At 69.2% G+C, this 12,306-nt stretch carries 11 protein-coding genes; 6 read left to right on the top strand and 5 right to left on the bottom strand.

The features are described from left to right. Positions 1–107 precede the first annotated feature (107 nt). The 5 genes from AX708_RS01635 to AX708_RS01615 form a co-directional block, all read right to left on the bottom strand. Positions 108–677: a gamma carbonic anhydrase family protein gene (locus AX708_RS01635; RefSeq protein ID WP_066529423.1), complete on the bottom strand. Its 570-nt coding sequence runs from the start codon at positions 675–677 to the stop codon at positions 108–110. An 11-nt stretch (positions 678–688) separates the two neighbouring features. Beyond that, positions 689–2,923: a fused MFS/spermidine synthase gene (locus AX708_RS01630; protein WP_066529420.1), complete on the bottom strand. Its 2,235-nt coding sequence runs from the start codon at positions 2,921–2,923 to the stop codon at positions 689–691. A gap of 190 nt (positions 2,924–3,113) precedes the next feature. Beyond that, positions 3,114–3,680, bottom strand: a complete 567-nt coding sequence (locus AX708_RS01625; protein ID WP_066529419.1) for a GNAT family N-acetyltransferase — start codon at positions 3,678–3,680, stop codon at positions 3,114–3,116. After that, the gene (gene hemB, locus AX708_RS01620; protein ID WP_066529417.1) at positions 3,673–4,668 is read right to left on the bottom strand and encodes a porphobilinogen synthase; all 996 of its coding nucleotides are present in this window, start codon (positions 4,666–4,668) and stop codon (positions 3,673–3,675) included. The genes AX708_RS01625 and hemB overlap by 8 nt, the downstream gene beginning before the upstream one ends. A gap of 45 nt (positions 4,669–4,713) precedes the next feature. Then, positions 4,714–6,474: a peptidoglycan DD-metalloendopeptidase family protein gene (locus AX708_RS01615; RefSeq protein WP_197426062.1), complete on the bottom strand. Its 1,761-nt coding sequence runs from the start codon at positions 6,472–6,474 to the stop codon at positions 4,714–4,716. 303 nt (positions 6,475–6,777) lie between these two features. Between AX708_RS01615 and AX708_RS01610 the strand changes: the two genes are divergently transcribed. The 6 genes from AX708_RS01610 (at position 6,778) to AX708_RS01585 (ending at position 12,282) form a co-directional block, all read left to right on the top strand. Continuing rightward, positions 6,778–9,477 (top strand): helicase-related protein, encoded by a 2,700-nt coding sequence (locus tag AX708_RS01610; protein ID WP_369815578.1) that lies wholly within the window; start codon positions 6,778–6,780, stop codon positions 9,475–9,477. Then, positions 9,474–9,833: a S4 domain-containing protein gene (locus AX708_RS01605; protein ID WP_197426061.1), complete on the top strand. Its 360-nt coding sequence runs from the start codon at positions 9,474–9,476 to the stop codon at positions 9,831–9,833. Before AX708_RS01610 ends, AX708_RS01605 begins: the two co-directional genes overlap by 4 nt. Positions 9,834–9,843: 10 nt before the next feature. Continuing rightward, the gene (fdxA, locus tag AX708_RS01600; RefSeq protein WP_066529413.1) at positions 9,844–10,182 is read left to right on the top strand and encodes a ferredoxin FdxA; all 339 of its coding nucleotides are present in this window, start codon (positions 9,844–9,846) and stop codon (positions 10,180–10,182) included. Between the two features lie 278 nt (positions 10,183–10,460). Then, a complete protein-coding gene (locus AX708_RS01595; protein WP_066529411.1) occupies positions 10,461–10,994 on the top strand; it encodes a CarD family transcriptional regulator in 534 nt (177 codons plus the stop codon). 141 nt (positions 10,995–11,135) lie between these two features. Beyond that, complete coding sequence (locus tag AX708_RS01590; protein WP_066529409.1) at positions 11,136–11,909, top strand: GIN domain-containing protein; 774 nt, start codon at positions 11,136–11,138, stop codon at positions 11,907–11,909. A 40-nt stretch (positions 11,910–11,949) separates the two neighbouring features. After that, positions 11,950–12,282: a hypothetical protein gene (locus tag AX708_RS01585; RefSeq protein WP_066529406.1), complete on the top strand. Its 333-nt coding sequence runs from the start codon at positions 11,950–11,952 to the stop codon at positions 12,280–12,282. The last annotated feature ends 24 nt before the right edge of the window (positions 12,283–12,306 follow it).

The following is a 12,306-nucleotide window of genomic DNA, read 5'->3' as shown; positions in this document are numbered from 1 at the left end:
CGCCAACTACCTCAGAAACAGCGGCTATGCCTCAATCTAAACAGGACAGACTCTAATCCGCCCTCGCAACGCCTCGGCATCCGGCAGCTGCGCCGGAGGCCGCGCCATCAGCCCTCGCCGAGCGCCGCCGCCACCGCCGCCGCGTGGTGCTTCGCGTTCTCGGCATAATGCGCGGTCCCGATCCGCATGCCCATGATCGCGCCTTCGTCGAGATCGCGCATTTTCCTTGCCGGACGCCCGCCCCACAGCTCGCGCGGCTCGATCACCTTGCCCTCGGTCAGCATCGCGCCTGCGGCGAGCATCGCGTCGCTCCCGATCACTGCCTTGTTCATCACGATCGCGCCGAGGCCGACAAAGCCGCGGTCGTGGATCGTGCAGCCGTGCACCATCGCCATATGGCCGATCAGCACATCGTCGCCGATCACCAGCGGCGAGCCCTCGGGATCGCCCGGGCGCGGGGGATCGCAATGGAGCACGCTCCCGTCCTGCACATTGGTGCGCTTGCCGATGCGGATCGTGAACACGTCGGCGCGCAGCACGCAATTGTACCAGATCGACGAGCCCTCCCCGATCTCGACATCGCCGATGATCGTGCAGCCGGGCGCGATGAAGGCGGTCTCGTGGATCTTCGGGGTCTTTCCGTGGATCGGGATGATGTTGACGCCCGGACGGTTCATGCGAAGGCTCCTCAGTGGAAATTGGTCCAGATCAGATGCGGCAGGATCGAGGCATAGTCGTCGCGCCACACCTCGGCTGCGGGCTTGGCGAGCGGGCGCCACTTGCCGTCCGCCGTCAGCGCCGTCAGCTGTGCCGGATCGCGCGACATCGCCACCCAGGTCGATCCGGTCAGGCCCTCGCCCTCGGGGTTGTCGATCCGCACCGCCGAGGCGAGCTTGCCCTCCTTAGCCAGCGCCGCCAGCACCGGCTCCAGCCGGATGAAGCGGTTGGAGATGTGCATCAGCAACACCCCCTTGGGTGCAAGCGTGCGGAAATAGCCCTCCTGCGCTTCCTTGGTCATCAGGTGGAGCGGGATCGCGTCGGAGGAGAAGGCGTCGACCACCAGAATGTCGAAACTGGCAGCGGGGAGCTTTTCCAGCTGCAAGCGCGCATCGCCGATGATCGTGGGGGCCTCGGGAGCGCAGGACTTCATGAAGGTGAACTGCCCGCGGGTCGAATAGTCGAGCACCGCCGGGTCGATCTCGAAGAAGGTCCAGGTCTGCCCCGGCTGCCTGTAGCACGCGAGCGTCCCCACCCCGAGGCCGACGACGCCGACGCGGGCCTTGTCTCCGAACATCGCCGGGGCTTTCGCAAGCGCAAGGCCCACCCCCGCCTCGCGCCCGTAATAGGTGGTCGGCGCGAGGATGTCGTCCTCGACGCGCTGCACCCCGTGGAGCGTGGTGCCGTGGATCAGCTGCCGGAGGCCATCGGTCCCCTCGCGCACGGTGTAGATCCCGAAATAGCTGCGGCTGCGCAGCCCGGCAAAGCTGGTCTGCGCCTGCACCATCGCGCCCAGCGCCGCGATCAGCGCCGCGCAGGCGGCAACGAAGGCCCAGCGGCGGGCGGTGAGCAGAACCGCGGCAAGGATCAGCGCGGCGAAGATCGCCAGATCGATGAGGCCCCAATCGGGATCGATCATCGAGCGGTCGAACAGCCGCATCGCGCCGATGAACAGCGCGAAGAGCAGCGCGATGATCCCGAGCCGCGCGCCCTGCTCGCTCGGGAACAACCGGGCGAGCAGGCCCTGCCATCGGCCCAGCGGCAGCAGCGCGGCCGCCGCGAGGATCAGGATCGGGTGCTCCCAGGTCCAGTCGAACACCAGCGGCGCGATCAGCGCGGTGAACAGCCCGCCGAGCACGCCGCCTGCCGACATCACGAGGTAGAACTGGGTGAGGCGCGCGGGCTCCGGCCGCTCCTCGTAGAGCCGCGCGTGGAGCGCAACCGCGACCACGAACAGCAGCGTCAGGCTCGCCGCGACCGCGAGCATGCTCGGGCGCGAGGAGCCGAGCATCGCAAGGGCGCCGGCGGCGGCGATCACGACGGGCGCGATCACGGTCATCGCCCGCGCCAGGCCGCGCTTCTCGGCGAAGGCGAGGCTGAAGGACAGCAAGTAGAGCCCGAGCGGGATCACCCACAGGAGCGGCATCGCGAAGATGTCGGTGGTGAGGTGGGTGGTGGTCGAGAGCATCAGCCCCGAAGGCACCGCCGAAAGCGCGAGCCACAGCGCGATGCGCCTGGCATCGGGCGCGGGGCCGGCCTCGGTCTCGCTCGCGGCGGCGATCACCGCAGGCGCAGGCGCGGTGCGGCGGGCGAAGGCGGCGAGCGCCACCAGCACCACAAGCGAACCATAACCCAGCGCCCAGTAGCGGCTCTGCTCGCCCAGCGGCAGCAGCGGCTCGACCGCCAGCGGATAGGCGAGCAACCCGGCAAAGCTCCCGAGGTTGGAGGCGGCATAGAGCGGATAGGGGTCGCCCGCGCGCGGGTGCGCGGCGAACCACTGCTGCATCAGCGGGGCCTGCGCCGAGACGACGAAGAACACCGGGCCGATGGTCAGCAGGAAGAGGTAAGGCACCCACAGGGCCTCCTGTCCCGCCGCAGGCGGCGCGATCGACGGGAGCGCGATGGGCAGCGTGAAGGCCGCCGCCACCAGCAGCGCCAGATGGATCAGCGCCTGCCGCCCGACCGCAAGGCGCGAGAGCGCATGGGCATAGGCATAGCCCCCCAGCAGCAGCGCCTGATAGACCAGCATCGCGCTGTTCCAGACATTGGGCGCCCCGCCGAGGCGCGGCAGCGCGAGGCGCGCGACCAGCGGCTGGACGAGGAACAGGAGGAAGCTCCCGGTGAGGATCGTCACCGCAAACAGCCAGCGGCGCGGGCCTGCGCCGGGCGCGTCGGAAATGTCGTCAGTCAAGGCTTCGGTCCCCATTGGCCCCGCACAATCACGGATCGGATTGCGGGCCTATACGCGGGTGGCATTGCCGGATCGTTGAAATCAAGCGCGCGCGTGCGGGTCATGCCCAGTTTCTCCATCGGCGCCCCTCCGCCGCGGCCGTTTTCGGGCGCTGCCGCGACATTCCGGCGCATGATCGGCCGCGCGCTGGGCGGCGCAGGTGCCGTCACGCAGGCGCATCGAGCGACCACACGGTGGTCGGGTTGTCTTGCGGCGGATAGTCGGGATCGTCGTAGCCGAGCTCGGGGCGGAAGGTGAAGCCGAGCCGCTGCATCATCCGGGTCGATCCGACATTGGACTCGCTGGTCTGCGAGAAGATGCGCGGCAGGCCCATGTCCCCGAAGGCGAAGCCGAGGGCCCGCTCGGCCGCCTCGGTCGCATAGCCCTTGCCCCAATGCGCCTCGGCAAATGTCCAGCCGATCTCGCGCTGGCCCTGCAAGGCGCTCGGCGCGGCGGGGGAGCGGACGTGGAAGAGGCCGACGCGGCCGACCCTCTCGCTAGCCCGCTCTGGGCCGTCACGCAGCCACACCGTCCAGCGGCGGTGTCCTCCGGGCGTGGCGAAGGCGGCGATGTCGGCGGCGAGGCCCTCCGCGACTTCCTCCGCCGTGCGCACGCCGGCAAGGTGGCGCATCACGGCATCGGTGTTCATGGTGGCGAGCAGCCACGGCAGGTCCTCCGCCACCGGAGGGCGCAGGATCAGGCGCGGCGTTTCGAGCGTGCCCGCCTCAGCCATTCAGCAGGCGGGCGGCGTGGGCGGCGTGGTAGGTGAGCACGCCGCTGCACCCGGCGCGCTTGAACGCCAGCAGCGTCTCGAGCACCAAGGCGTCGCGGTCCCCCGCGCCTGCTGCCGCCGCGGCCTCGATCATCGCATATTCGCCGCTCACCTGATAGGCGAAGACCGGCACGCGGAACTCTTCCTTCACCCGCCGGGCAATGTCGAGATAGGCGAGGCCCGGCTTGACCATCACAGAGTCCGCGCCCTCGGCAATGTCCATCGCCACTTCGCGCAGGGCCTCGTCGGTGTTGGCCGGGTCCATCTGGTAGGTCTTCTTGTCGCCTTTCAGGAGCCCGCCCGAGCCGACGGCGTCACGGAACGGGCCGTAGAAGGCGCTCGCATATTTCGCGGCGTAGCTCATGATCTGGACATTGGCGTGGCCGTTCATCTCGAGCGCGCGGCGGATCGCGCCGATGCGGCCGTCCATCATGTCGCTGGGCGCGATGATGTCCGCCCCGGCATCGGCCTGGTTGACCGCCTGATCGACCAGTGCCGCCACGGTGTCGTCATTGACGACATAGCCCGCCTCGTCGACCAGCCCGTCCTGCCCGTGCGAGGTATAGGGGTCGAGCGCGACATCGGTCAGCACGCCGATGTCGTCTCCGCAGGCGTCCTTGATCGCGCGGATCGCCTGGCACATCAGGTTGTCGGGATTGTGCGCCTCGCCCCCGTCGTCAGAGCGCAGCTCCCTAGGCGTGTTGGGGAACAGCGCGACCACCGGGATGCCGAGCGCCGCCGCCTCCTTCGCCCGCGCGACGATCAGGTCGACCGACCAGCGCGAGACACCGGGCAGCGTCGCGATCGGCTCCTCCACGCCTTCTCCGGAGGTCACGAACAGCGGCCAAATGAGGTCTGCGGGCGTGAGGATCGTCTCGCGGTGCAGCGCGCGGCTCCACGCCGTGGCGCGGGTGCGGCGCAGGCGGGTGTTGGGGTAGTGTCCGGTCATGGGCGCAAGGCTTACGCCCAATCCGCCTTGGACGACAAGCGCTGCTTACGGCTTCTTCGGCGCAGGGGTGGGCCCGGCGACCTTCTCGATCTCGCGCACCGGGGCCTTCACCTCGTTCGCCGCCGGAGCGAGATCCTTGAGAGCGGCGCCGACCTCGATCTGCTTCAGCTTCATCAACTGAAGCCGGAAATCGAGCAGCTCGGTGCCCGAAAGCAGCGCGCGGTTGACGAACTGGACGCTCGCCGGATTGATCACCCGCCCGCCGCGATACATCTCGTAATGGAGATGCGCGCCGGTCGAGAGCCCGGTCGATCCGACATAGCCAATCACCTGCCCGCGCCGCACCGACATGCCGGGCGCCACCGCCATGCGGCTCATGTGGCAATAGCGGGTCGAGAGCCCGCCGCCGTGCTCGAGCCGCACCGCGACCCCGCATCCCCCGGCGCGGCCGGCGGAGACCACCCGGCCATCGCTCACCGCGACGATCGGCGTGCCGTACTGGGCCTTGAAGTCGATCCCGGCATGCATCCGCATGTAGCCGAGGATCGGGTGGCGGCGCATGCCGAAGTTCGAGGTGACCGCCCCCGGCACCGGCGCCAGCAGCCCGCGGCGCTGTTCGCCTACGCCCGATGCCTCGTAAAAGCGACCCTCGCTGCCCCAGCGCATCAGCTGGGTGCGCGGCTGTCCGGCTCGGTCGACCCCGGCATAGAGCAGTTGTCCGGCCTGCCGCTCGCCGGTGGCGGCACGGCGGTAGGCAAGGATGATGTCGAATTCGTCGGTGGCACGGACCTCGCGGTCCATGTCGATCTGCGCGTCGAGCGTCTTCAGGTATTCCTGCACCGCGCTCGCCGGCACGCCGGCCGCGCGCATCGAACGGTAGAGGCTTGGGCCCACCACCCCGCGCACCCTGAGCGGGGTCTCGTCGACCCGAATCACATTGCGCCGGAGCGCGAGCGGGCCCGAGGGGATCACCGGGGTGCCATCGGGATTGACCTCGCCGACGCCGGGGCGGGTCAGCGCCAGTTCGAGATCGAAGCGGGCGCGGAAGGCGAGGCTGTCGAGCGGGCGCGGTTGCCCCGGCGCGGTGCGGCGGCCGAGGATGAGGTCCATCTGCGTGCCCGGCTGGATATCGCCAACCGCCACGGCCTGCCCGACGAGGGCGGCGGCACGGTCGATATCCTCCGCCGCCACGCCCGCACGGCGCAGCATCGAGGCGAAGCTGTCCCCCGGCGCGAGCGTCAGCACCATCTGGATCTGCGGCCGCTCGGGCGCGCTCTTGAGCGCGATCACCGCCTCGGTCGGCCCCATCCGGCGGCCGGAATCGGCACCCAGCGCGAGCGGCAGGATCATCTGGCTGCGCATCTCGGCATCCACCGCCTCGCCGCGCGGCATCGAGGGGCGCGCCTCGAGCGGGGTGAGATCGGGCCAGCAGGCAATCGCCAGCGCGCCGAGCCCCACCATCGTGCCGAGGCCCCGCAGCCAGCGGCGGCTGCCGATATTCTCGGCGAGATCGGGCGCGATATCGAGCCGGTCGAACCATTGCGAGGCGTCAAGCCGCCACGCCTCGTAGCGCGCGGCATAGTGCCCAAGCCTCGCCTTCAGGCGCCGCTTGGCGCGTTCGCTGAAAGTCGGCGGCGCGAGCTTCTTGCCGTTCTGCAGGTAAGGAATGAGATCGCGCGCGGTTTGGGGATCGATCGGCGCAGGGACAATCGCCAGCGCGCGGCTTTCCGCTTCGGGCGGAATGTCCCCGGCGTCCTCCGGGCCTTCTGCCGGATCGGTCAGTTTGCGCGCGTGATCCAACATCATGCCCCGAAGCGGTGCCCTTGGTAGGCGAGCCTTGCGCCACCCTCGGGCGGAGCCTTGTCCGATTTTTTTGGCACAACATAGTAAAGCCGGGCTTAACCAGCGACCAGTCGGTGCCACCGTGCGATAAGGTGTTGTGCGTATCGCCGCGCGGGGCTGTCTCATGGCCTTGCCCCCTCACGGCAAGCCTGCGATGACCGCGTAGCCGTGCCCCAGTCGCTCACCCCCCGTCCCGCCGAGGACGCTCACGTCCGCGCCGTGCTCGGGCCGACCAACACCGGCAAGACGCACCTCGCGATCGAGCGGATGTGCGGCCATTCCTCCGGCATGATGGGCTTCCCGCTGCGGCTGCTGGCGCGCGAGGTCTATGACCGGGTTCGCGCGATCAAGGGCGACAAGCAGGTCGCGCTGATCACCGGCGAGGAGCGGATCGAACCGCCCGAGGCGCGCTATTTCCTCTGCACCGCCGAAGCGATGCCGAGGACTGCGGGTCAGCACGCCTTCGTCGCCCTCGACGAGGCGCAATTGGGTGCGGACCCGGAACGCGGCCACATCTTCACCGACCGCCTGCTGCACATGCGCGGGCGCGAGGAGACGATGATCCTCGGCTCGGCGACGCTCGAACCGATGGTCAAGGCGCTGATCCCCAAGGCGGAAGTGACCAGCCGCCCGCGCTTTTCGACCCTCAGCCATGCGGGCGTGTGCAAATTGTCGCGCCTGCCCAAGCGCTCCGCCGTGGTCGCCTTCTCCGTCGAGCAGGTCTACGCCATGGCCGAGGCCTTGCGGCGGTTCCGCGGCGGGGCGGCGGTGGTGATGGGCGCACTCTCGCCCGAGACCCGCAACAAGCAGGTCGCGATGTTTCAGGCGGGCGAGGTCGATTACATCGTCGCCACCGACGCCATCGGGATGGGGCTGAACCTCGATCTCGACCACGTCGCCTTCGCCGCGCTGACCAAGTATGACGGGAGGAGGAAGCGCCGCCTCACCCCTTCGGAGATGGCGCAGATCGCCGGCCGCGCAGGGCGGCACCAGCGCGACGGCACTTTCGGCACCCTGTCAGGCACGGGCAAGGGCGACGGCGAACCGCTCCAGTTCACCGACGAGGAAGTCTACGCGATCGAGGAGCACAAGTTCGCGCCCCTCACCCACCTGTTCTGGCGCGAGGCCGATCCGCGCTTCGATTCGCTCTCCGCGCTGATCTCCGATCTCGAAGCGCGGCCCGAAAATGCGGTGCTGAAAGCGGCGCCCGAGGCCATCGACCTCGCCGTGCTCAAACGCCTCGCGGGCGATGCCATCGCCGACACGGTCAAGGGCGCGGGGAGCGTGCGGCGCTTCTGGGAGGCCTGCTCGCTCCCCGACTTTCGCAATCTCGGGGTCGAGCAGCACGCCCGCTTCGTCGCCCGCCTGTGGGACGACCTCCAGGGCGGCTATCTCGGCGCGGATTTCGTCGCGGCGCGCATCGCCGAGCTTGACCGGATGCAGGGCGACATCGACACGCTGCAAGGGCGAATCGCGGCGATTCGCAGCTGGGCCTATATCTGCCAGCGTCCCGACTGGGTGCTGGCGCGTGACGAAATGGCCGCGCGGGCGCGCGCGGTCGAGGCGAAGCTCTCGGATGCGCTGCACGCGCGGCTGACCGAGCGTTTCGTCAACCGGAGGACGACACTCTTGATGAAATCGCTGGGACAGGATGCCTCTGCGCTGCCCGTCACCCTCGAACCCGACGGCCATCTGACGGTGGAGGGCGAGAGCATCGGCCGCCTCGAGGGCTTCCGCTTCCATGTCGATCCCTCGGCGGGCGTCGCCGACCGGCGGATGCTGCTCGCGGCGGGCGAGAAGGCGCTGCCGGCGCTGCTCGCCGAAAAGGCCGAGTGGCTGCTCTCGCAGGGCATCGCCGAGCTGGAGATCGCGGGCGGGGCGATCCGCTGGCAGGGCCGGGCGCTGGCCGAGATCACCTTCCCCGGCCACCCCGGCTCGGGCAACTTCGGCACCCCGCGCCTCGCCCTGACCCGCGATGTGGCGCTGCTGCCCGATGCGGCCAAGGCGAAGCTTGAGGCAGGCCTCGCCGCATGGCTCGAAGCCCAGCTCGAACCGCTCGCGCCCCTGCGCAAGCTCGCCGAGGCCGCGCGCGATCCTGCCGCCGGGTCGCAGGCGCGCGCGCTGGTCATCACCCTGATCGAGGCGCGCGGCGTCATAAGCCGCGAGGAGGCGGGGCTCGAGAACCTGCCCAAGGAGATGCGGCCCTATCTGCGCAAGCTCGGCATCACCTTCGGCGCGCTCGACATTTTCGATGCCCCGCTGCTGAAGCCCGCCCCGCGCCGCCTGCTCCATGCGCTCGGGCTCGATCTGCGCGCGGTGCAGGAGGCGATGCAGCCGGTGCTGGCCGAGGGCAGCTGGGCCAAGGGACGTCTGCCTGCGGGCTATCGTTATGCCGGGTCGCAGGCGATCCGGGTCGATCTGGCCGAAAAAATCCTCCGCGCCGCCTTCGAGGCGCGGGCCAAGGTGGTTGCGGCGCACCCGAAGGAGCGCAACCGCCCGTTCCGCGTTGACCTCGCGCTGGCGGTGTCGGTGGGGCTCGAGGCCGAGAACGCCCGCCGCCTGCTCGGGAGCGCGGGCTTCCGCTGCGACAAGGCCCGCGCCCTGCCCGAGGGCGCCCACGGCCCCGCCGCCCCCGACCGCTGGTACTGGCGCCCGCGCCGCCCGGAGGAGCGGGAAGCCCGCCGCGAGGCGCGCAGCGCCGAGCGCACCCGGCACGGGAAGCCCGAGCGCAAGGACGCTCGCAAGGACGGGCGCCCCGCCGAGGGCAAGCCGCGCGGCGAAAAGCGCGACGATCGTCCCCGGAGCGAGCGGGGTAACCGGCCCGAGGGCGAGCGGCGCGGGAAGCCCGGCGGCAAACCGCACGGCCGTTCGGGGGGCGACAATCGCCCGCCCCTGCCCAAGTCCGACACCGGCCCCGCGCGCGCCGGCGGGGCCTTCGACAAGCTGGCGGACCTGCTCAAGGGATGAGTGCGGGCGGCAGCGCGATCCGCATCGACCGGCTGCTGGTCTACCTGCGCTTTGCCCGCACCCGCTCCGCTGCCGACGCGCTGATCGAAACCCGTGCTTTGCGCCGCAACAGAAAGCATGTGCTGCGCGGGTCGGAGCAGGTGCGTATCGGGGACGTGCTCACCCTCGCGGTCGGCGGCGGCGTGCGGGTGGTCGAGGTGATCGCCCTGCCCGACCGGCGCGGCTCGCCCGCCGAGGCCGCATCGCATTATCGTGAGGTTGCTTCCGACGCACTTGACCGTATGGGGCAATTCGCCATAGGCGCGTCGCCGCCATCGTCGGGCGTCCTGTCCGGCGATCCCGAAGACTTCTCGTGAAAGAGCCGCAATGACTTACGTCGTCACCGAAGACTGCATCAAGTGCAAGTACACCGACTGCGTGGAAGTGTGCCCGGTCGACTGTTTCTACGAAGGCGAGAACATGCTGGTGATCAACCCCAGCGAATGCATCGATTGCGGCGTGTGCGAGCCGGAATGCCCGGCCGAAGCGATTCTCCCCGATACCGAGGACGGGCTCGAAAAGTGGCTCGAACTCAACACCAAGTTCTCGGCCGTGTGGCCCAACATCACCAGCCAGAAGGCCCCGCCCGACGATGCCGACGCGTTCAAGGGCGAAAAGGGCAAGTTCGAGAAGTACTTCACTGAGGCGCCGGGCGAAGGCGACTGATCGGCAGCCGCGTTCCGCCCGTCGCTGGCGCATTGCGGGACGGGTGGCGGGTTCATACAAACGCCGACTCGCAATATTGTTGCAGGTGTGCTATATAATGGCACGACCGCGACAGACCCTTGTCTGCGCAGGCGTCCAGAAACCAGGAAGGCCCGAAACCAGCAACCCCCTAACGGACGTGTCCAACCGGCGCTCGCCCCGTGAGGGGTAAGGGTCGCGCCGCCGGTTTCCCCGTCCCTCTCTCCCGTTGCCAGGTGGGCCGATTGAAAGGAACGTGCATGGCGAGCACCGCGAACGCATTCACCGTCGGCGATTATGTTGTCTACCCGAAGCACGGCGTGGGCCGGGTGATCGAGCTCCAGAGCGAGGAAATCGCCGGGATGCAGCTCGAACTCTATGTGCTGCGCTTCGAGAAGGAACGCATGACCCTGCGGGTACCGACCAACAAGGTCGAAGCGATCGGGATGCGCAAGCTTTCGTCGGACAAGACGCTCAAGCAGGCAATGGAAACCCTGAAGGGCAAGCCCAAGGTGAAGCGCACCATGTGGTCGCGCCGCGCGCAGGAATATGAAGCCAAGATCAACTCGGGCGACCTCGTGTCGATCGCCGAAGTGACCCGCGACCTGTTCCGCCCCGAAGACCAGCCCGAGCAGTCTTATTCGGAACGTCAGATCTTCGAAGCGGCCTCCAGCCGCCTCGCCCGTGAACTCGCAGCGATGGAAGAGACCGACGAGCCCACCGCACTCGGCAAGATCCTCGACGTGCTGCGCCAGCACGCGCCGCAGTATTACGACACCGCCGAGGAAGCGTAAGCTTCCGAGGCGCTTTGCCGCGAAATCGAAAGGGCCGTCCCGATGGGGCGGCCCTTTTCGTTTCGGGCGTTGGCGTAGGCCCCCCTTGCACCCGGCCCCATGGTGTATTACATCAGCAATACGCCAACGGGAGAGACACGCATGATCCGCCAACGCCTCGCGCTGCTGCTTGCCGGCACCGCCGCCCTCGCCGGATGCGATGGCGCCGATGTCGAGATCAACGGCCAGAAGGGCGTGCCGCTCTCCGAAATCGAGATCGCGGGCGAGGCGCCCCCGAAGGTCTTCCTCGCCTCGGGCGACAACGTGATCGTCACCGAGGGCAACACCTTCGCGATCAAGGTCGAGGGCAGCGACACCGACTCCTTGCGCTTCGTGCGCGACAAGGAGGTGATCGGCATCACCCGGGTCGAGGGCTGGAACGGCAACAGCACCGCCACCATCCGCATCACCATGCCCCCGCCGGAGGAAATCATCATCGGCGGCGCGGGCACGGTCAAGGCGCAGGGCCTCGCCAGCGAGGCCGCGATCAATATCGGCGGCAGCGGCACGGTCGAGTTCGAGAAGTTCTCTGGCCAGACGCTCGGCATCAACATCGGCGGCAGCGGTACGGTGCGCGGCAGCGGCACGGCAAAGGAGCTGAAGGTGCTGATCGGCGGCGCGGGCGAGGTCGAGATGCCGGCGCTGAAGGCCGATCAGGCCGAAATCACGATCGGCGGCAGCGGCGACGTTGCCTTCGCCTCGGACGGGACGGTCGAGGCGACGATCGGCGGCGCGGGCGACATCAAGGTCTCGGGCAGCGCCAGGTGCTCCGTAAACGCCTTCGGTTCGGGCACGCTCACCTGCTCGCCGGGCAGCGGCGGCACGAGCGGGGCGTTCCCTGCATTGCCCGCCGCCCCGGCGAAGCCCGCGGAATAGGTTTGCCAGATCTTAAGCCCTGAGCGACACTGTGCGGGTCATGGCTCCGCTGCGAATCCTCGCGCTCATCTGCGCCGCCCTCGCCCTTCAGGGCTGCCTCGCCAAGGCGGCGGTCGGCGTGGTCACCGCGCCGGTGCGCGTGGTGAGCAAGGGTGCCGACCTCGCCACCACCAGCCAGTCCGAAGCCGACGAGAAGCGCGGCCGCGAAATCCGCAAACGCGAGGAGCGCATGGGCGAGCTCGACCGTGCCTATGCCAAGGCGATGGAGCGCTGCGGCGAGGGTGACGACGCAGCCTGCGAGCGCGCCCAGGCGATCCGCGAAGAGATGAAGGCGCTGGCGCCGGGGATACCGGTGGAGCCTGAAGAGGATTGATCTCCCACCCCTAGCCCCGATACC

The sequence above is a fragment of the Erythrobacter sp. CCH5-A1 genome, assembly GCF_001557115.1.
Lineage (GTDB): Bacteria > Pseudomonadota > Alphaproteobacteria > Sphingomonadales > Sphingomonadaceae > Erythrobacter.
The sequence above is the reverse complement of the archived record's forward strand: the minus strand, read 5'-3'. Positions and strand labels throughout refer to the sequence as shown.